This window comes from Hyphomicrobium sp. B1, from assembly GCF_049532635.1.
Lineage (GTDB): Bacteria > Pseudomonadota > Alphaproteobacteria > Rhizobiales > Hyphomicrobiaceae > Hyphomicrobium_B.
The window spans coordinates 3,963,435-3,982,649 of record NZ_CP134871.1 but is presented as its reverse complement, the minus strand read 5'-3'; the positions used below and the strand labels follow the sequence as shown (position 1 = coordinate 3,982,649).

Annotated in this window: 22 protein-coding genes; 12 read left to right on the top strand and 10 right to left on the bottom strand. The window is 59.4% G+C overall.

Translation table 11 applies throughout. The features are described 5' to 3' along the window. Positions 1-71: 71 nt before the first annotated feature. Positions 72-1,619 (top strand): NAD(P)H-hydrate dehydratase, encoded by a 1,548-nt coding sequence (locus RLW55_RS19000; protein WP_423415071.1) that lies wholly within the window; start codon positions 72-74, stop codon positions 1,617-1,619. A gap of 14 nt (positions 1,620-1,633) precedes the next feature. On the opposite strand, the gene RLW55_RS18995 is transcribed toward RLW55_RS19000, so the two are convergent. Continuing rightward, positions 1,634-2,206, bottom strand: coding sequence for a thioesterase family protein (locus RLW55_RS18995; protein WP_013946932.1), 573 nt, complete (start codon positions 2,204-2,206; stop codon positions 1,634-1,636). A 178-nt stretch (positions 2,207-2,384) separates the two neighbouring features. Here RLW55_RS18995 and RLW55_RS18990 point away from each other — a divergent pair, with 178 nt between their 5' ends. The 3 genes from RLW55_RS18990 to RLW55_RS18980 all read left to right on the top strand — a co-directional run bounded on the left by RLW55_RS18990 (position 2,385) and on the right by RLW55_RS18980 (position 6,608). Further along, positions 2,385-4,058, top strand: a complete 1,674-nt coding sequence (locus tag RLW55_RS18990; protein ID WP_423415070.1) for a tetratricopeptide repeat protein — start codon at positions 2,385-2,387, stop codon at positions 4,056-4,058. Between the two features lie 48 nt (positions 4,059-4,106). Further along, a complete protein-coding gene (locus RLW55_RS18985) occupies positions 4,107-5,558 on the top strand; it encodes a cryptochrome/photolyase family protein (RefSeq protein WP_423415069.1) in 1,452 nt (483 codons plus the stop codon). 225 nt (positions 5,559-5,783) lie between these two features. Then, positions 5,784-6,608, top strand: coding sequence for a L,D-transpeptidase (locus tag RLW55_RS18980; protein WP_423415068.1), 825 nt, complete (start codon positions 5,784-5,786; stop codon positions 6,606-6,608). Between the two features lie 63 nt (positions 6,609-6,671). Here the strand turns inward: RLW55_RS18980 and RLW55_RS18975 are convergent, their stop codons facing one another. Together RLW55_RS18975 and RLW55_RS18970 are read right to left on the bottom strand one after the other, a co-directional pair. Then, entirely contained in the window at positions 6,672-7,859 is a 1,188-nt protein-coding gene (locus tag RLW55_RS18975) for a DUF1134 domain-containing protein (RefSeq protein ID WP_423415067.1), read from the bottom strand. 73 nt (positions 7,860-7,932) lie between these two features. Then, positions 7,933-8,343 (bottom strand): thioesterase family protein, encoded by a 411-nt coding sequence (locus tag RLW55_RS18970; RefSeq protein ID WP_423415066.1) that lies wholly within the window; start codon positions 8,341-8,343, stop codon positions 7,933-7,935. 191 nt (positions 8,344-8,534) lie between these two features. On the opposite strand from RLW55_RS18970, the gene RLW55_RS18965 reads away from it, so the two are divergent. Beyond that, the gene (locus RLW55_RS18965; protein WP_409562799.1) at positions 8,535-8,849 is read left to right on the top strand and encodes a hypothetical protein; all 315 of its coding nucleotides are present in this window, start codon (positions 8,535-8,537) and stop codon (positions 8,847-8,849) included. Here the strand turns inward: RLW55_RS18965 and RLW55_RS18960 are convergent. After that, the gene (locus tag RLW55_RS18960; protein WP_423415065.1) at positions 8,846-9,265 is read right to left on the bottom strand and encodes a hypothetical protein; all 420 of its coding nucleotides are present in this window, start codon (positions 9,263-9,265) and stop codon (positions 8,846-8,848) included. The genes RLW55_RS18965 and RLW55_RS18960 overlap by 4 nt on opposite strands. Positions 9,266-9,595: 330 nt before the next feature. Here RLW55_RS18960 and RLW55_RS18955 point away from each other — a divergent pair, with 330 nt between their 5' ends. Continuing rightward, positions 9,596-10,015 (top strand): hypothetical protein, encoded by a 420-nt coding sequence (locus RLW55_RS18955; RefSeq protein ID WP_409562801.1) that lies wholly within the window; start codon positions 9,596-9,598, stop codon positions 10,013-10,015. Between the two features lie 75 nt (positions 10,016-10,090). On the opposite strand, the gene RLW55_RS18950 is transcribed toward RLW55_RS18955, so the two are convergent. Further along, entirely contained in the window at positions 10,091-10,375 is a 285-nt protein-coding gene (locus RLW55_RS18950) for a hypothetical protein (RefSeq protein WP_013946941.1), read from the bottom strand. 307 nt (positions 10,376-10,682) lie between these two features. Here RLW55_RS18950 and RLW55_RS18945 point away from each other — a divergent pair, with 307 nt between their 5' ends. The 3 genes from RLW55_RS18945 (at position 10,683) to msrB (ending at position 11,920) form a co-directional block, all read left to right on the top strand. Continuing rightward, complete coding sequence (locus RLW55_RS18945) at positions 10,683-11,114, top strand: hypothetical protein (RefSeq protein ID WP_423415064.1); 432 nt, start codon at positions 10,683-10,685, stop codon at positions 11,112-11,114. A gap of 78 nt (positions 11,115-11,192) precedes the next feature. Continuing rightward, the gene (locus RLW55_RS18940; RefSeq protein WP_409562803.1) at positions 11,193-11,459 is read left to right on the top strand and encodes a hypothetical protein; all 267 of its coding nucleotides are present in this window, start codon (positions 11,193-11,195) and stop codon (positions 11,457-11,459) included. A 44-nt stretch (positions 11,460-11,503) separates the two neighbouring features. Continuing rightward, entirely contained in the window at positions 11,504-11,920 is a 417-nt protein-coding gene (gene msrB / locus RLW55_RS18935) for a peptide-methionine (R)-S-oxide reductase MsrB (RefSeq protein WP_423415063.1), read from the top strand. Positions 11,921-11,959: 39 nt separating this feature from the next. On the opposite strand, the gene RLW55_RS18930 is transcribed toward msrB, so the two are convergent. After that, on the bottom strand, positions 11,960-12,796 hold the full coding sequence (locus RLW55_RS18930; protein WP_423415062.1) for a DUF72 domain-containing protein: 837 nt from the start codon (positions 12,794-12,796) through the stop codon (positions 11,960-11,962). Between the two features lie 211 nt (positions 12,797-13,007). Between RLW55_RS18930 and RLW55_RS18925 the strand changes: the two genes are divergently transcribed. Further along, complete coding sequence (locus RLW55_RS18925) at positions 13,008-14,078, top strand: energy transducer TonB family protein (RefSeq protein WP_409562805.1); 1,071 nt, start codon at positions 13,008-13,010, stop codon at positions 14,076-14,078. Between the two features lie 403 nt (positions 14,079-14,481). Here the strand turns inward: RLW55_RS18925 and RLW55_RS18920 are convergent, their stop codons facing one another. Beyond that, positions 14,482-14,613 (bottom strand): hypothetical protein, encoded by a 132-nt coding sequence (locus RLW55_RS18920; protein WP_409562806.1) that lies wholly within the window; start codon positions 14,611-14,613, stop codon positions 14,482-14,484. Between the two features lie 469 nt (positions 14,614-15,082). Here RLW55_RS18920 and RLW55_RS18915 point away from each other — a divergent pair, with 469 nt between their 5' ends. Continuing rightward, positions 15,083-16,336, top strand: a complete 1,254-nt coding sequence (locus tag RLW55_RS18915; RefSeq protein ID WP_409562807.1) for a GGDEF domain-containing protein — start codon at positions 15,083-15,085, stop codon at positions 16,334-16,336. 205 nt (positions 16,337-16,541) lie between these two features. Then, positions 16,542-16,805 carry a hypothetical protein gene (locus RLW55_RS18910; RefSeq protein WP_409562808.1) on the top strand — a complete coding sequence of 88 codons (264 nt, stop codon included), beginning with the start codon at positions 16,542-16,544 and terminating at the stop codon, positions 16,803-16,805. A 90-nt stretch (positions 16,806-16,895) separates the two neighbouring features. Here RLW55_RS18910 and RLW55_RS18905 read toward each other — a convergent pair whose 3' ends face one another. The 3 genes from RLW55_RS18905 to RLW55_RS18895 form a co-directional block, all read right to left on the bottom strand. Next, a complete protein-coding gene (locus tag RLW55_RS18905) occupies positions 16,896-17,741 on the bottom strand; it encodes an SDR family NAD(P)-dependent oxidoreductase (RefSeq protein ID WP_423415061.1) in 846 nt (281 codons plus the stop codon). Between the two features lie 233 nt (positions 17,742-17,974). Next, entirely contained in the window at positions 17,975-18,685 is a 711-nt protein-coding gene (locus RLW55_RS18900; protein WP_013946953.1) for a carbonic anhydrase family protein, read from the bottom strand. Between the two features lie 137 nt (positions 18,686-18,822). Then, positions 18,823-19,179, bottom strand: a complete 357-nt coding sequence (locus RLW55_RS18895) for a bactofilin family protein (RefSeq protein WP_013946954.1) — start codon at positions 19,177-19,179, stop codon at positions 18,823-18,825. Between the last annotated feature and the right edge of the window lie 36 nt (positions 19,180-19,215).

Below are 19,215 nucleotides of genomic sequence, written 5' to 3'. Positions count from 1 at the left end.
GTGGCTTTTAGGCGCTGAATTTCCAGGCAGTCGCCGGAGGCGGAGCAACAGTAGGGGTTCAGGTAGCGGATATGAATGAATTGCTGACGACGTCGGAGGCGGGACAAGCCGACCGTCTGGCGGCCGAGGCCGGTGTCGCCACGATCAGCCTCATGGAGCGTGCAGGGCAGGCGGTGGCCGAGGCGGCGCTTGACATGGTCTGGGGTCCGGACCGGCGCGTGGCGGTGCTTTGCGGCCCGGGAAACAATGGCGGTGACGGGTTCGTTGCGGCCCGGCACCTGCGTGACAAGGGTTGGGACGTCCGGCTTTTTCTGCTCGGGGACAGAGATGCGCTCAAAGGTGACGCGGCCGAGATGGCTCGGCGTTGGCCGCTCGTCGTTCGCCCGGCAACCCCGGATGCCCTGCAAAGCATGCATTTGGTCATCGACGCCCTCTTTGGCGCGGGTCTGTCGAGGCCTCTTGAAGGGGAGGCGGCGGAACTCGTGCGCGCCGTCAACGCCAGCGGTCTGCCTGTCCTTTCCGTCGACGTACCGAGCGGGCTCGAAGGGACGAGCGGTGAGGTGCGCGGCGTTGCTGTTCAAGCGCGCCGGACTGTGACGTTCTTCCGCAAGAAGCCGGGGCATGTGCTGATGCCGGGGCGGCAGCTCTGCGGTGAGGTTATCGTCGCGGATATCGGCATTCCGGAGCGCGTGCTCGAAACGTTGAAGCCGAAGCTGCACGAGAACGGCCTGCCGCTTTGGGTCGATCATTTCAACTGGCCGAAGGATGGCGGCCATAAGTACGACCGTGGACATGCGGTCGTCGTCTCGGGACCGGCGTTGCAAACGGGAGCAGCGCGTCTTGGTGCGCGCGCGGCGCTGCGGGTCGGCGCTGGGCTCGTCACGCTCGTCGGCAACGCTGCCGCAACGGCAATCATCGCGACGCAGATCACCTCGATCATGGTGCGATCGGTTTCAGGCGCCACGGCTTTGTCGGAATTTCTTCGCGATACGCGTCGCAACGCGGCGTTGATCGGTCCAGGCGCGTCTGTTGGGCCAGAGACGGCAGATGACGTTTTGGCCGTGCTTCGATCATCGGCTTCAGTCGTGCTCGATGCGGACGCGCTGACCTCATTCTCGGATACAGGAGAAAAGCCGCGCAGCGAAGCCAGCATGGGATTTCTGGCACGGAACGGCGATAATCCGCATGGTCGTGAGACGCTGTTTGCCGCAATCAAGAAGCGGCCGGCGCCTGTCGCGATGACGCCGCATGAGGGTGAATTCAAGCGTTTGTTCGGAGAGCTACCTGGTTCGAAGATCGATCGCGCTCGCGAAGCGGCGAAGCTCTCAGGCGCGTTCATTATTCTGAAAGGCGCCGATACCGTCATCGCCGCGCCGGACGGTCGCGCCGCCGTCAATTCCAACGCGCCGCCTTGGCTCGCCACGGCCGGATCCGGTGACGTTCTCGGTGGCCTCGTGACGGGGCTTTTGGCACAGCACATGCCACCTTTCGAAGCCGCCTGTGCTGCCGTCTGGCTGCACGGAGAGGCAGCCAACGCGTTTGGCATGGGCTTGATTGCTGAGGACTTGCCCGACGTTCTGCCGAAGGTGCTGCAGCGATTGTTTACGGAGCGCGTCTGACCGGATCGGTTGCGTCAGGCGCTGGAACTCATGGCGGTTCGTCCGGCCTGCTTGAGCTGATCGTCGGCATGTAGGAATGCTTCGACTTCCGGCGTTGCGGGTGGGCTGACCTCCGAGACGCCGAGGAGGGACATCAGCCGGGAGATCTCGACGAACTTCTTTTCTTTGCGGTCGTAAAGGCCGCCTTTGAATAAGGCGCGCGTTGCGGGCTGTCCGTCGCGCGGGCCGCCATGGATGACGAAGACCTGCTCCATGACGACAAGCGCCGCGTCCCAGCAGAGAAGCCGCGTTTCGAGGCGGAATTTTTGAAAAGGCCGCAGCTCGCGTTGAAAGCGGATGGTGATCGCGCTGGCGATCGGGGTCCAACGATGGCGCAAAACCAGCCGCCAAAGGCCGGACCGGACGAGCACATCAAGGCGACCGAGATCCATCAGCGTCAGATAGCGGCCGTTGTTCATATGGATCGAAATATCGAGATCGTGCGGCCAGACGCGAAACCACAACTTGGATGTTTCGCTGGGCAGCGAGAGAGGTCCTCGGCGGCGTGCCGTCATTAGGACCCATATCAGTCTGAACCAAAGGTTCATGCGCCGGTTTTCCGAAATGTAGGCATTGAGACCTAAGCAGCCTTTACCTATACGTCAACTGCGCGGTCTGCCGCGATCTCATTTGGCGATTGCCCGTCGGCGGGCCACAATGGCACGATATCGCCTGTGCAATTATGAATCGCGAATCTGACGAACCAAAGAGGGTTTGGCTCGGCGCATGAAAAGCTTTCGGGCATTTCCGGTGTGGCTGCTCATGGCTTCGCCTCTGGCGGGGGCGCCTGCGCTCGCGGCTGATGCCATCACCGCGCCTTCGCCGGTCGAGGAAGGCGCGACGTTGCTCATTCGGGGCGACGCGGAGAAGGCTGTTGCAACTTATACGGCAGCGCTCAAGGACACGGGGCTGCCCAACGACCGGCGCGCGACGATTCTCAATGATCGCGCTGTCGCCAACGTGCGTCTTGGCGAGACCAAGGCGGCGCTTGAGGACTACAATCGCGCCGTTGAGCTTTTTCCCGAGTATCCGGTTGCATACAACAACCGAGGCAATCTTCTTCTGGCGCTCGGCCAGTTGAAAGAAGCGATGAAGGATTTCGATCGCGCTCTGCTTCTGGCGCCGAGCTTTGCCGCCGCCTATTCGAACCGCGGCAATGCGAAGATGAAGCTCGGCCAGTCGGCTGCAGCGCTGGCGGATTTCACCAAGGCGATCGAACTGATGCCCGCGAGCGCGCCGCCGCTATCGGGACGCGGACTTGCCTATCTCTCTGTCGGCAAGCCACACGCTGCCATTCGTGATTTTTCGCGCGCCGTCAGCGCCGATGCGCGTTTTGCGTCGGCCTATCGCAATCGGGCAGAGGCGCGCATGGCCGTTGGGCAACGTGACGATGCGGTTGAAGATCTGTCTCGTGCCATCGCCTTCGATCCTAATAATGGCGAGCTTTATGTGGTGCGCGGATACGCTTATCTGATCAGCGGCAATCCGGCGTCGGCCATCAAGGATTTTTCGCGCGCCATCGAACTCGATCCCAAATCGAGCGCGGGATACGAAGGGCGCGGGCTTGCCAACGGTGTGGCGGAAGCCTTTGACGACGCGAATTCTGACCTCAATCGCGCGATCGAACTCGATCCGCGCTCGCCGGTGGCGTTCGCGTTCCGGGCATACATCTATAAGCAGAACGGCCAGCCGGATATCGGCGCCAAGGACGTCGAGACGGCAATCAAACTCGATCCCAATTCGCCTGAAGCGCTGTGGGCGCGTGGCGAAATCGAAGAAGCCAATGGCCAGGCCGATACGGCCATTACGGATTTGCGCCACGCCTTGCAGCTTCGTCCGAGCTGGCAGTTCGCGTCGGATGCGCTGCAGCGACTAGGTGCGGCGCCGGACGATGTCGAGGACAAGCCGGTGCCACCGCTCGATATCGATAAATGGCATGTCGTGCTGCACGGCAAAGATTATTTTGCGACCAGCGCCGACTATCCGCAAATACGCGTGCCGCTGGAGATGACAGGCGAAGGGCTGCCGAAGCTGTTGTCGTGGGAAGTGCAAAAGCCGCCTTACGCGGGATACGGCGTACTGCGTTTTTCAGGCGGCACGGTTCACGGGAAAAACGGCCCGGAAGACACCGAACTTGCCGCGATCATCTATATCGCCGGCGGCAAGGTTTTGGCAATCGAGCCGCATCGGCAGGGTCCGCGCGTCGCGTCGTGGACGTGGGATGGCGATCGTCTGCAGATCGCAAGCGTGGATGGCGTCACCGACGAATATCAACTTCATCCGGTGAATGCTGCGGTTGTCGGCAGTCGCGATCAGACGTACGCCGACGGGGCGCGAGCGGAGCGGCAGCAGAGACGCTCCAAGCCGAAATCTTTCTTCCAGTTGCTCTTCGGGTTCTAATATTCAGCGCGTCGCCGCAATAACGGCGACTCAATCGGAATGCTGGTGATGACCGAGAGCGCGACGATCGTCTGGTTTCGCAATGATCTCCGGCTCCATGATCACCCCGCGTTGACCGCTGCGGTAAAGCGGGGTGGACCGGTTATTGCGCTGTTCATTCTCGATGATGCGGCTGCGGGGTGTTGGAAGCTGGGCGGTGCATCGCGATGGTGGCTGGCAAAAAGTCTGGAAGCGTTGAGCCACGACATTGCGCAGCGTGGCGCACGCCTGATTTTGCGTCGAGGCGATACGGAAAGTATTTTGAAACGTCTCGTCGATGAGAGCGGTGCAACGGCAATTTACGTCACTCGCAGTTATGAGCCCTGGGCCACGGGGTTGGAGGAAAAGCTCCATAAGTCGTTCGGTGGATTGGGTGTGGTCTTCAAACGCTTCGGCGGTCGTTTGCTGAGGGAACCGGAAGATTTGCGCACATCGTCCGGCGCTGCATATCAGGTTTTCACGCCGTTCTGGCGCGCCTTCAGGAAAGAGTTTTCAGCGCCGAAAGCACTGGCGGCGCCACGTCATCTTGGCTCGGTGCCGGACGCGATTGCATCGGACGATATTTCAGACTGGAAGCTCGCGCCGACGAAACCGAATTGGTCGGGAGGTTTGGCTGAGGCGTGGCGGCCCGGCGAGCGTGGCGCGCAGTTGCGTCTAAAAAGTTTCGTCAGCGAGGGTCTTGCAAATTACGATGACGGACGCGATCGGCTCAATGTGGAGGGGACGTCGCGACTTTCGCCGCACCTCGCATTCGGTGAAATTTCTCCGGCGGCGTGCTGGCGTGCAGCAGTGGACGCATTGCATCAAACGCACGGCAGCGATCGCGCCGTCGAAACATTTATGAAAGAGCTTGCATGGCGCGAGTTCAGTTACGCGCTGCTCTTTCAATTTCCGCAAATGCCGAATGAACCATTGCGCGACGAGTTTGCGGCGTTTCCCTGGGCGAAGTCGGCTAACCTCAAGGCGTGGCAGCGCGGTTTAACGGGATATCCCGTCGTCGATGCCGGAATGCGCGAACTCTGGGCCACCGGATATATGCACAATCGGGCGCGGATGATTGCGGCGTCTTTTTTGACGAAGCATCTGCTTCTGCCGTGGACGTCGGGCGAGGCATGGTTCTGGGACACGCTCGTCGACGCCGATCTCGCAAATAACGCTGCGAATTGGCAGTGGGTTGCCGGTTGCGGTGCAGATGCCGCGCCTTACTTCCGTATTTTTAATCCTGTGTTGCAGGGTGAGAAATTCGATCCTGATGGCGACTATGTTCGCCGCTGGGTTCCGGAGCTTCAACGCTTACCGTCTGCCGATATTCACAAGCCATGGGCGGCCGATGCGACGACGCTGAAACGAGCGGGAGTCGTTATCGGGAAAAATTATCCGTTGCCGATCGTGGACCATAAGGAGGCGCGCGCTCGCGCGCTGACGGCGTATGACCGCGTGAAATCGAGCAAGCGAGGTTGAAAATACGAGGCGACTTCCGACATTTAACGTCGTTGCACATGAATCCTTGAAGAGAAGCTTTGCAGGTGCGTGATTTTGAAATGCTCACGACGAACCTCGAAACCGTTTCGTAAGCTAGATGAGCCGCAGTCCTGTACGGGGGGCGATTTATTGGTAATTCCCATTAACGTTGGGGCGTTTTCGCCGTACTATGCGGGCAATAAGCGTATTGCGTAGGGAGCTATCATGTTGCGTAGGATGATGTTGGCGGCAATTTTGTTTGCCGCTCCGTCGGTTGCGGCTATGGCCGAGCCGAGTGAAGCACCGGCGAACGGGGCATCGACGACCACCGAGACGCAGTCGGGCACGACGACATACTTTGGCAAGGCCGAAGGAGCGAAAGAGCCTGTGACCGTCGAGGCGAAGAAGGAGCCGGTCGCCAAGCCGCGGCCGCTTCCGCCGACACTTACCGCATCCATTGATCTTTCTCGGCAGACGATGAGCGTTTCGGTCAATGGCGAGCCGCGCTATCGCTGGCGTATCTCTTCCGGGACACAGCAGTATGCGACGCCGACGGGTAACTTCTACCCGCAATGGACGTCGCGAATGTGGTATTCGAAGAAATACGACAATGCGCCCATGCCGAACGCTGTTTTTATCAATGGCGGCGTTGCCGTTCATGGAACATATCATATGGCTGCGCTCGGCCGTCCGGCGTCGCACGGCTGCATTCGCTTAGCGCCGTCGAATGCCAAAATTTTCTACGATCTTGTTCAGCGCCACGGAATGATGCGCACGCGCGTCAGCGTGCATGGACGCCCGAATTGGGGTGATGGCGCTGTCGCGCGTCGCGACTCGCACGATGACGATGATTACGCGAGCAATGGCGGCAGCTCGTTCTGGGGAAACATCTTTGGCGGTCCGCAGTCGGCCAAGGCGAACGGCAAGAAAACACGCTATGTCTATATCGATGGCGTTCGCACGAAGGTCTACCAAGCGAAGGACGGCACGTATTACTACAAGAGGCCGAAAGGGAAGAAGTACTCGGGCTACGCCTACGGCGCAAACTGATACGTCAAACCGTTCCATGATTGAAAAGGCCCGCGATTTGCGGGCCTTTTTTGTTGTCGGCAATCAGAACGGGTTCCAAGTCGGCTGTTCGGTGAACCGAAGGTAGCCTATATTGGCGCCCAGACGCATGCCAACTCCTGATCGAATTGGTGCCATGATAACGGGGCCGCCCTTCAGCAAGGTCACGCCGACCCCGCCGACAAAATATGCAGATCCGTCGATGCCTGTGAAATTGCGATAGATATCGTTCGCATTATCCATGCGGTAGATGAGGAAAAGTGTGCGCGAGCCAGAGGCGCCTAAATCGGTGCCCACCGAAGGCCCGTGCCAATAAACTTCCCGCGTTCCAGGCTGGGAACGCATAAACAAAGTGCCTTTGCCGAAGCGAAGACCTGCGAGAAACGCGCCGCCGCCTTCGACGCCGAGGACGTAGGCCGTCGGGCGTCCCGACTGTTTGAAGGCATGCTCGATGACGGCTGCCAAGTTTGTCGAAATCGATCCGAAGAACCCGCGCGTGACGTCGCGGATTTCTTCGATCGAATAGCCTTCCTCTTCCGGTGGCGGCAGATTGGGAATGGGGGGCGGCTCTCGCATTGCAACAGCCGGCGGCGGCGTAGCCTCATCCGGGTGTGTGCGCGTGGCCCAGCCTTGAGATGGGTGTGGCGTGGCTTTGGCGGCCGGCTTCTTGGCCGCCACAACGGCAGGCGGGGACGGTTTCTTTGCAGCGGATGCCGCCGGCGGCGTTGCGGGAGAGGGCGCTGGAACGGGAGGGGCGGCCTGCGCTGTCGCCGGTGGCGGAGCGTTGCGCTTTGCTGCGGCGATCTTCTCATCGAGGCGCTTCAGCATATAATCCGATTTCGCCTTGATGACGGTATTGAGTTCGGCCGCCGCCATTTTCAGTTCTTCGAGCTTGGCGCAGTCGGGTTCTTCGCCGTCGGGTATGCGGCCGAGAGAGTCTACGGTAAGCAGCAGCTGGCTGCTCTTCTTGTCGAATTCTTCGAGCTTCGGGTCGTCGATGGCGTTGAGAGCCAGATCCTCGTCATCGGTGTCGGGCAACTGCAACGCCTGCTTATAGCGTTTGAGGCGCTCCTGCAGCTTGGGTTGCACTTCGAGCGTCAAAGTTCGCAGACTTGCGCCTGACTGATCGACGGCTGCAGCGAAGTCATTTGCCGTGCAGGTTGCGGCCACTGCGCGCGGCGCGGTTGTCAGCAATGCCGCCATCATGGCAATGAATGCAAGCGTCGATCGCATGGCTTTGCAGCTCCAATATCAGTCGCCAGTGCCGGGCGATCGTCGGTCTTGCGCAAACGAGCAGAAGCCTTTGTTACGGTCGTGACGCAGATTTTGCGGCAATGCGCGCCATGAACCGGGCGGTGTCAACGATAATCCGAGTGTGCGTTCCCGATCCTATTCGATCAATGCCATCGGTTGCCGAAACGTCGAACATGATTTTTCGGCCATCGACAGATTTGACCGTTGCGGTTGCGGTTACCGTATAGCCAATCGGCGTGGGCGAAGTGTGTGTCACATCAAGGTGCACGCCGAGGCTTTCGTGGCCTTGCGGCAGGAAACCATCAAGGCAGTCAACCGCGGCCGCTTCGATCGCGGCGATCAGCATTGGGCTCGCGAAGACAGGCACATTTCCACTGCCGACACGCGTTGCGAGGCGCTCGTCAGTGACAAGCATGCTTGCCGTGCCGCTTAGTCCAGCGCGCAACTGTGAAAGATCGGCCATCCGTTACGCTCCTTCGTCTGGACGGCCATTAAGGGGCGTCGCTCGAATGATCAATAGGATTGGTGACGCTCGTAAACAGGGCTAGCGTTAACCAGCTTTTCGGAACGCGCTGCCCAAAGCCGCAGGAGCACGTCTAGCTGATTATGACGTTCGCTCGGTAGAGTTATTCAGGCGATATTCAGGATGGCTGCGTGCTGCTTCGCTTTCGCTCGTTCATGATCGCGTTTTCAATTGTTCTCGCTCTTGCGCCGTTTTCAGGAATTGCGGCGGCGGCGCTTTTGGCCTCGACGCTCGGCTGCGAGATCAATGATGCTGCGATGGAACCCTGCACAGCGCATGGCATTGACTTTGGTCCGCTGCTCACGGATCTGTTGCTGACCGCGAGCCTAGGGCAGATCGCATTCCTGATCCTGACGGCCGTGCTGATCGTCTGGGCCGTAGTCGAAGTCTTCGCCCTGCTGGCACGGACGTGGCAGCGGGAACGCGGCGCGGCGGTTAGGCGCTAGGGATGGGTGATTTCGAACAGGCCAGGGAAGGCTGATCCCGATGGGCCAATTTCGGAAACCGCAGCGGCGCAGCTTTCGTCAATGACCAGCTTGCATTGGTTCGAGGGATCATCTTGGGCGCAGTGCTTCGCACGCATCCAGGCGTCGTAAATCTTCTTTTCCTGGGCGTTGAAAACGTCGAGTTCGGGGCCCTTGTAAACCGACGGAAGAACGGCCGCTTTATCCGTCAGCTTGCCGCCGGGGCAGGTTTCAGATGCGCCTCGGGCCTGGGCATAGCGGGAACCGATGTCGTAAGACGTAAGATTGGTGGCGGCGATAGCGGCGCGCGTGGCCGTCAGAAGATCCTTGGGCGGATCAGCCGCCGTGGCAGCGATATCGTCGGCCAGCAGTCCGGCCAGAGCCAGAAAGAGCAGCATGGAAAGGCTTTTTGGCCGCCTCAAGCCCATCGGGGTCCTCCTAGGTTGCGTTGATTGCCTCAGCAACTTATCGTCCGAATTGCAGCGCGTGCTGATGGTGCCGGATGTAAGTCTACGCTGGCAACGATGCGAAGAATGCCATCAAATGCATATACTTTTTTGTAAGTCGAAGCGATTTGCATTTCAGCAAATCCATCAACCTCATATACCCTATCTTCGCAATTGGCGATCGAAGGCGCTATCCTGTCTTTGAGCTTGCCGGCTGGCGGCGATATCATCGTATTATGGGTTGAGCTTGCCCGTGCGCCGTCCCTAGGAGAGAAACATCACATGACCTCACGCATTGCTTTATATGCGGCTGCGTTTGCCGCTCTCGCTGTCACCGGCGCCAGCCCAAGCTTCGCTCTTTCGACCAAGGAATGCAGCGTGAAATATCAGGCTGCGAAGTCCGCTGGAACGTTGAACGGACAAACCTGGGCGGAATTCCGCAAAACGGAATGCGCTGGAGCTGCGACGACGACGGAAGAAAAGCCGGCCGCAAAAGTCGAGACGACGAAAGCTGCTTCCGGCGCCATTTTCCCGAAGGCGGTCGATACGAAGTATGCCAAGGAGAGCGCGGGCCGTGCTCGGATGCATACGTGCCTCGATCAGTACAAGGCCAACAAGGCGAACGGCGGCAACGGCGGCCTCAAGTGGATTCAAAAGGGCGGCGGTTACTACAGCCAGTGCAATGCGGCCCTGAAGAAGTAACTTTGCCTGATCTGCTGCAGACCTGACAACGGCGAGATTTTCATCTCGCCGTTTTTCGTTTCGGAGAGCCCCGTCTCAGCGTTTCATTTCGCGCTCGCGCTGCCACGACAGAAACAGCACCGTTACGAGCGACGTCAGCAGCATGGTGCCGAGAATAGCGGGCTGGCGCATGAAGGACTGCCAGACGTTGAAGCCTTCAATCCATCCGCCGCGGTTCGTCAGGACATTATTGAGAACGAGAACTACGAACGCGACGAGCGACGTCAAGGCGGTGGCGATAACGGCTTCGACCAGACGTTTGGTCAGCCGTGGTACGGATATGGAATTGCGGCCAATAGCGAGTTGCGTCCGGTCCGACATGGTTTGCTCCCGTATTGCTTAGGCGAAGGGGCACGGCGATCGCCACGGAGCCCCGGATTTATTCTCCCTTTCTATCAGATTCGCATCGGCAACGTGGCAGGGGCGAGGCGTTCGCACCTCATTGACTTATCAACGAGGCGAGCTTTTCCGGTGCCCGATCTCTCAAAGCAACTTGATCACTATGTTCGCAGCTTCGGCAACAGCGTTCAGTGAAGCCGGGATATACTGGACGGACGTCGCATATGCTGCGGCTAGCGATGAACGGGACCGGCGGATTTAAGGCGCGGTTCCAGATCGGAGAGCGTTCATGCTTCGCTTCGTACATTTGCTTGCCAGCGCTTTGCTGGTGGCAATCGTCGGTATGTCGGGTACCGCGACCGCGGCGCCTGGCGGTTTAGGTGCGGTCGCGTTTGGCAAGCCAAGCGGTCTTGTCCTGACGCACGGCGGAGGTGGCGGTCACTGGGGCGGTGGCGGCGGAGGTCACTGGGGCGGAGGTGGCCATTGGGGTGGCGGAGGTCATTGGGGTGGTGGAGGTCACTGGGCGGGCGGCGGCCGCCACTGGCACGGTGGATACTGGCGCGGTAGGGGCTGGGGTTACGGCTTCTACGGCGGGTATCCCTACTATGGCGGCTATCACCCGTATTATGACGACTATTATTACGATGATTACTACTATCCGGATTATCCGACCTGCTACTACAGCCGCAGGTATCGCGCGCGCATCTGTCCAGGTTATTGATACTTCAGGCCGTGGTGCCCAAATTGTCAGAATGAGTCGGCGGCTTAACTGCCGACCGCAGGAGCATTTAGAAGTTACATGAAACCGCTTGCGCGTGCTGTTCTTATCGCTCTGTCGCCATTGGCATTCGTCGCCACCGAGGCGAAAGCGCAATCGATCTTCGATGTCGAACATGCGCGTGCCATGTACCGTGCCGGCGTCGCTAGCCGGTACGATATGGAGCAGTTGAGACGCTACGGTGCGCCCAGCGGCTTTTACCCACAGTACGGGCCGCCGCCACCCCGCCGGATTGATCTGCGCCGGCTCTGGTTACGAGAACGCTATCGCGATCGCTATTACGACTGAGCGGTGGTCTTGAAGGGCGGCCGCAGTTGGCCGATATATGCGGCATGGATAAAAAATCGATGCCAGCCGACGAGGCCGAGTGGCGGAAACTCTTGACGCCGGAGCAATATCGGATCTTGCGCGAAAAGGGCACTGAACCGCCCTTCACCGGTGAGTACCTGCATTCCGAGAGCGATGGAACGTTCACCTGCGCGGCTTGCGGCAATCCGCTATTTTCCTCCGATGCCAAGTTTGATTCCGGTTCGGGCTGGCCTTCGTTCGATGAGGCGCTGCCGGGCGCTATCGAATATCACACCGATACATCTCACGGGATGGTGCGCACCGAGATCACATGTGCGCGGTGCGGATCGCACCTTGGTCACGTTTTCGACGATGGGCCGACGGATAGCGGCAAGCGCTATTGCATCAATTCGGTTTGCCTCAATCTCGATGAAGAGGCACCCAAGCCCGAAGGTAAGTAGTGAGCCTTTTTTAAGACGACTCACGTGCTAGACAGGCTGTCAGGACTTGCCGTCCGGCGTCACGCGCTTCTGAAAAGCCATCGCGGCAGCGGGAGCGCGTATCTTTCCCTCGTGAATGAAATAGACAAACACGTCGCGTGGCGTTTTCGGAGCCTTATCCTTTGGCGCCATGACCGGCAGGTCGTCGGGTGTGCCACCGTCGGCCCATATTTTTGCGCGGGCCGCCCACTGATCGAGAGCTTTCGGCTTATAGGCGGTGGGCACCGTGTCTTGTCCCGTCTGAAGCCGCGCATAAACGAAGTCGGCCGTCACGTCGGCGATGGCCGGATAAATCGCGTGATCGGCGAAGACGATGCCGACCGCATGCTCGCGGGTCAAGGCAACGAACGATGGCGTGCAAAACGATGCATGTCGCACTTCGACGGCGTGCTTCAGTGGTCGCTTGCCGACTTTTTTCGGTAAAAGCTCGAGGAAGGCGCCGAAGTCGCCTTCCTCGAATTTCTTTGTCGGCGCAAACTGCCAAAGGAGCGGCCCGAGCTTGTCTCCCAACTCGGCGACGCCGGAATCGATGAAACGAGAAACCGAATCTCCAGCTTCCGCAAGAATGCGCCGATTCGTGGCGTAACGCGGACCCTTCAATGTGAAAATGAAGTCGGGCGGCGTCGCCTTTGCCCAGCTTGCGAACGTCGAGGGTTTCTGCGTCCGATAGTATGTGCCGTTCACTTCGATCGTGGCGAGATGGCGGCTGGCGTATTCCAGTTCTTTCGCGTGCGCCAAGCCTTCGGGATAGAAAACGCCGCGCCAGGGCTCGAATGTCCAGCCGCCGATGCCGGCCCGGATCGTGCCGCTGCGGGCTGTTTCGGCTTTGCGCGCCATGACAGGCCTTCCATATTCGAGGACAGAATCGCCGTGTTCAGCGAATCGCCATAATTCTGGGCAAGTTCTTGTTTTTCCCGCGACCTCGGGGCGCATGCACGGATAATCGCGGGCACGGCATCTCGGCGTTTTTTCGCCGATCATTTATCATTGGTGACAGCGCTTGGGGCAAGCGTTGTAATCTTGCGCCGTTGGGATCAGCATTAGGCACATGACTGCCGAGAACGTGGGGCAAACGGCCGGTCTTTCCATTGCGGGCTTCGTACCTTGGGGTGCGGGCGCGTCGAAGCGCGAGCGGAATTTTTATATCGCGCTGGCCGTTGCGCTTCTTCTGCACGCTTCGTTTTTGATCAGCGCGGTTAGCAGCGGAGGCGCCAAGCGCCTTGGCGCCGAAAATGGTGCGGATGACGCGATCAGCGTTTCTCTGGTCACCGAGCAGGATCTCAAGAGCCGGGCGACTGTCGCCGACGAAGTTTCGCCACCGCCTGGGCCGATCGCGCCGACGCAGCAGGAGCAGAAGGCCAAGCCTGAGCCTCAGCAGCCGCCGGAGAAACAACAACAGCCGACGCCGCCTCAGCAGGAGCAGGCTAAGCAAGAGCCGCAGCCGCCCGAACCCCAGCAGCCTCCGCCGGAGCCACAGGCTCAAGATACGCCGCAGCCGCCGGATCAGCCGCAACCGGACGTTCCTCAGGAGACTGACCCGGCCAAACCGGATCAGGTCGCCAAACAAGACGATACGAGCCCAGACAGCCAGCCGCCGGACCTCTTCTCGCTCGACGATCAGGATCCATCGAAACTGCAGAGCGCGAACGAGCCGAAGCCGAAACCGCAACCTAAGGAAGACACGAAGCGGGCCAGCAAGAAGCCGAGCACGAGTAAGGCTGCGAAAAAATCTTCGTCGAAGGCTCAGAAGAAGGTGGCTGCGCTCGATTTATCGACGCAGGCCCTGGCTCCGAGTTTTAGCGGCGGCGGTGGCGCGGCTGCATTCCAGCGCCCTCCGGGCATCACGCGCTCGGGCCTCAACGATGCTTTCGCGAGGGCGGTGATCAGGGCGCTTCAGCAGACCATGCCGCAGCTCTCGAATACGCTCGGCCGTGTGACCGTTCGAATTTTTCTGTCCGACAGCGGCAACGTGATTTTCGTAAAAATGCTCGCTGGATCCAAGGATCCATCGCTTAATCAGGATGTGGTCTTTGCAGCCAAGCAGACGAGCTATCCTATTCCGCCGGCGGGCTCTAATGAGGCCGACCGCACCTTCATCGTGACTTACATCTACGATTGAGGTCGCCGAACTCGACTTCGCGACAGACCTGCGGAATTTGTCCGCTGCCTTGGTATTACGCGAAATCAGGCAGGCAGCGTCGCGGCAAGCAGCTCTTCGGCGTGCGTAGCCGATGAAATGACAAGTCCGACGACCGTCAGGATGAGGAGAGCTAAGAGGAAGGTCACGTCGGTCTTCTCGCTCATGATCGCTCCAACAGGTTGTTGCGATGGCAGACAAACTGCCAATCGTGCGGTCCTGGGCGATCCCGAAGAAGTTTCTTATGACGTTGTCAACAGGCTAAGTTCGACTCAGGCTCGGCCACAATAGCCAAAGTGAAGCAGCGTCACCGACACCCGCTGAGAGTGGCCGTGACGCTGCAGAGCTTCTTTTCGTTACGTGTTTCGGAGGAGGGGACGGACACTTATTGCTGCTGCACGGCATCGGAAGCCGTATTCGTGCCTCCGAGCTTCATTGGCGCATATTCCGGCGTTTCCCTGCGGCAAGCGCCGAGCGCAAGAGCGGCGATGCATATTCCAAGCGCGACGACTTTCATGATCATCTCCCGTGGTCGATTGCGATTGTCTGGATACGCATGTGAACGCGGGAGCAACGCCGGAAACGTCGAGCTTGTTCCGTGTTGGGCTTGAAGCGGATGGTGCAAAAAAGCCTCGCGAATCTCAGCCCGTCCGGAAGCCGCTTTGACCGGCATGATTTGAAACGGGCAAATCTTAATGTTCAGGCAAGCATGCTTTCAAATTTAATTGGGATTCTCACAAAGTATGATCGTGCACCTTAAGCGACACGCTAAGGCTGCCAATTGGCTGTTTGGTAAAGTGCTGATCTGCTTTGGATATTTTTTGCGTGCCGAGTTGCCCGCGGTCTGCGCGGCGCAGATGGAAAACAGCTGATTATTTTCTCGACGAGAATAATTGCTTTTATCTTCACGCGTTCTGTGTACCTCGCATTAAGGAGGCCGATAGTAGCGTCCGGGCCGTAGCCTCCGCTCATGAGGAGCGGGGTAAATGCTTGTGATGGAACGAGTGACGGGCGAATCCATTCCGGCCGGCGTCGAACGCTCGACGCTTGAAAATGCAATTGCGTCTGGCTTTCCGCTGCTGAAATTTCCTCAGCAGCTCGAAGCGGCCTTTGAACAAGAAGTTGCGGTTCAGCGGTGCCGACAGCTCGCGTTTGGCGGGTTGTTTGGGATCTTGCTTTACGACTTGTTTCTCATCCCCGACTGGCTGGTTTCCCCGCAGACGTTTGTAACGTCCCTCTGGGTGCGCCTCGGTGTGGTGACGCCAATCGCGTTGCTTATGATCGCGTCGCTCTACCTCAATCCGCCGGTGGCGATCCGCGAATTCCTGGTGGCGGCCGGTGGCGTTGTGCTCGGCGCAGGCAGCATTCTCTATCTCATGCTCGTCGGCGAAGGTGGGCCAGGGGACGCGCAGCACCAGTCGCTCATTCTCATCATACTCTTCATAACGATGGTGCAGCGGGTGCGGTTTTGGTGGGCCATGGCCGCGTGTCTGGCTTGTTTTGCGATGCACGCCGTCGGATTGTCGTTGCTACCCGCATCCACGTTCGAGTTCCAGGTTTCGGCCAACACCGTGTTTGGATGCGCCGTCGTTCTGACCCTTTTCGCCTCATATGTGCTGGAGCGCGAAACGCGGATGAATTATCTGTTGTCGCTCAGAGGCCGATTGCAGCGCCAGGATCTCGATGCCAAGAGCCGCCGGGACGCGCTGACAGGGCTTCGCAACCGGCTCTCTCTCGACGAAGCGATCGAGGACTGTGACCGTGCCGATGGCGTTGACAAAGAGCTGGCGGTCATTCTGCTCGATATCGATCATTTCAAATCGTTCAATGATACGGCCGGTCATCAGGCCGGAGACGTCTGCCTGAAGCGCGTTGCGGGGATCGTGCAGAGCGAGTTGCGGGACTATTCCGACGATGTTTTCCGCTTCGGCGGCGAGGAGTTCGTCGTCCTGTTGCATGGCGTCGATCTGCCGAGGGCGATCAGGATTTCGGAGCGGATTCGAAAAGCAGTGGAGGATGCATCGATCCCGCATCCGGCGCTTGACCTAGGTGAGGTCGTGACCGTCAGTATGGGTGTCGCGTCGGTGGTCCTGAGTCGAGATATTCGCGTGGGTCAGGTAATCGCTGCGGCAGATGCGGCGCTTTATTCGGCGAAGCGAAACGGTCGCAACCAAGTGGCGCCGCGGATGCAGTTCGTCGAATTCGTCGGAATGGCTGAACGCGGGCTCTTCGCGCACTAAAGTTGTCGGCAAGAGCATTTCGAAAATGCACGGATTAGGCATCTTCGAGCTCATGCACGATCAGCTTCCTGATATGCAAGGCTGGCACGAGGTTCGTGCGACATCTCTCTTGCCATGTTGCGTTTGTGTTTGTCGCTCTTGACCAGGGAACAACGCCGCTGCATTTGCGTTTGGGGACGGGATATCACTTAGAAGGAACACGGATATGAAGAGGGTCGCGGTTTTGGCTGCGGTGGCGCTTGCCTTTTCGTCGGGTTGTGCATTCGCGGTCAGTCAGGCCGTGAAAGATGCATGCAGCGCCGATTACGCTGCGTATTGCAGTCAGCACAAAGTCGGTACGCAGGCAGCAAGGTCCTGCATGCGCGAGCATCGCAAGATGTTGACCGACTCGTGCATCCATGCGCTTGGACATTCAAGCGAAGTTACGCAGGCTGATATCGACCAATATCACCGCGAGCACGGCAAGTAATTTTGCTCGCGCTGCGGGCGTCTTTCGAACAAGCTTTGCGCCCGTCACTGCATCTTGCGGTGGCGGGTTTTCTTTTGGTCCGCCGCTTCGTCACCAGCGGACGCGGCTAAGTCCCAGATACCGGCCGATCAGCTTTCTGACGACGGTGCTTGGCAGCTTGCCGCGCGCGAAGTGGTTGAACTTGGCCGTCGGGCCAACTGCATAGCGGAACCGAGGGTGCCGCGCCGCCAGGGCTTTCGCGACGGCCTTGCCGACATCTGCAGGATCGCCCGCTGACTTGGCGACAAGGGCCTCGACCGTCACCTCGAGATGCCTCAGTAGCGGCAGGTAGACGCTATCTTTCGGGAGGATGCGCGGCGAGTTCTCCCAGATGCTCGTGCGGTAGGGGCCGGGTTCGATTAGGATAATGTCGATGCCGAAGTGCTCGACCTCGTAGGCGAGTGATTCGGCCCATCCTTCCACGGCCCATTTCGAGGCGCAGTAAGGTGAATTGGCGGGCTGGCCAGCAAATGCCGATTCGCTTGAGATGATGACGATACGTCCTCGGCGCTGCGCGCGAAAAGTCGGCAGCAGGCATTTCGTCAGCGCCAAGACGCCGAAGTAATTGACCTCCATGATCCGGCGGACGTCTGTCTCGGGGAGATCTTCGAAGGCACCGCCTGCCGCGACGCCCGCATTGTGCACGACGGCATCGAGTTGCCGATTGGGAAGATCCAATTCGGCGACGGCGCGTTCGATCGACGTTGGATCGGTTACGTCGAGCTGTCCGACCGTTACCGCTTGGTGCACGCCTGCCGCGACTAGCGCCCGGTCGAGTTCTCCGCGCTTGGTGAGGTCGCGCATCGTGGCGACGACGTCCCAGCCCTGCTTTGCGAGTTCGACCGTTATGGCTAGTCCGAAGCCGGACGACGTCCCGGTGACGAGAACTCTTGGCATGGGGCAGGGGCTCCGCGAATTGTTGTTGTCGGCGTTTTACGCGACTACCGGCGTTGAATCGAGGCCGGGCTGTTCCCTGGGGAACAGCGAGGTGGGAGCGGCGCCGGTTATTCTATTCCCCACGACGCCGCCTCGCGGTGTCGGCCGCGAAACGACAAGTCCTGTGTTCCCGCCGGCTCACAGGGGCGTCGTGATGCGGCCGACTCCCTGAGGCGGTTGCGATTGGGCTGGAACTAGTCGAGGAAGGTAACGCGTCCGGTCGCGACGTCGTGCATAGCCGAGACGATCTTCAGCTGTTGGGCTGAGACGAGATCGCGGAGGACGCTGCTGAGGGCGGTCAGCCGCTCCGCGCCTAGGTGGGCATTGGCTGTTGCGACGGCCTGGACGAAAGCCTTGTTCTTCGACGTGCGATCGTCCGGAAAGTCTTTGCTTGCTTCGGCCACAGCGGGCTTGATCCGCGCCAGGACGCCGGTCAGCAGACCGAACTCGACATCGTCGACGGCGCCTTTGATAGCGCCGCATTCGCTATGGCCGAGCACCACGATAAGCTTGGCGCCTGCCAGCTTCGTTGCGAATTCAGCGCTCCCGGCAATATCGTCGTTGATGACGTTGCCGGCCACGCGGGCGCTGAATATGTCGCCGATACGTTGATCGAAAACGAGTTCGGGCGGCACGCGGGCGTCAATGCACCCGATCACGACCGCCGAGGGAAACTGGCCGCCCGCTGTCGCGCGGACCTGTTCGATCAGATCGCAATTGCGCATGTTCTGTGTGGCGAAGCGTTCGTTTCCGGCCTTGAGCTTAGCCAAAGCGTCGTCCGGGCTGGTCGCGGACTGGCGCTCGGAGGTCATGACGGAGCACTGATCGGCGGCGAAAGCCCGATCGACCGCCAGCAGACCGGCGGCTAAGGCGCTACTGCAACAAAAATGACGGCGCGACAGCATCAAAGCCTCCCAGATATCGACGACCGAATCTAACTGGGGAATGCTTAAATGGACACGTCCAAAACAAGAGCAAATTCTCGCTTATTATCGGCGATTTGAGGCAGCTTCTCTGTTTTTATGGGACTTTAGTCTCGCGTCTAAGCCAATTCCAGCGGATTAGGATGTCTGCGGGATTTGCCTTCAAAAAAGGAGCCAGTTTCGAGCAGCAGTTTCTTATGAACGATGTTGGCGTTGACCACGCAGGCGGATTTCAGCGTCAAATCGTTGGCGAAAATCTCGCCGGTGACTTCGCCCACGACAGTGACGGTTTCCGATTTGATCCGGCCTTCGATCACGCCGCGCGCGGCGACCGTGAGAGAGAGGCAATTGACTTCGCCCAGGACCGTGCCCTCGATGACGAGGGGGCCGGGATAGTCGATGCCACCTTCGATGGTGGCGGTGCGCGGAATAGTGAGTGTGCGGCCGACGCTGGTGGTCGTCTTGAGCTCACGCATAAAACTTGTACCCGTCCGTAGCCGACACAACTCCCG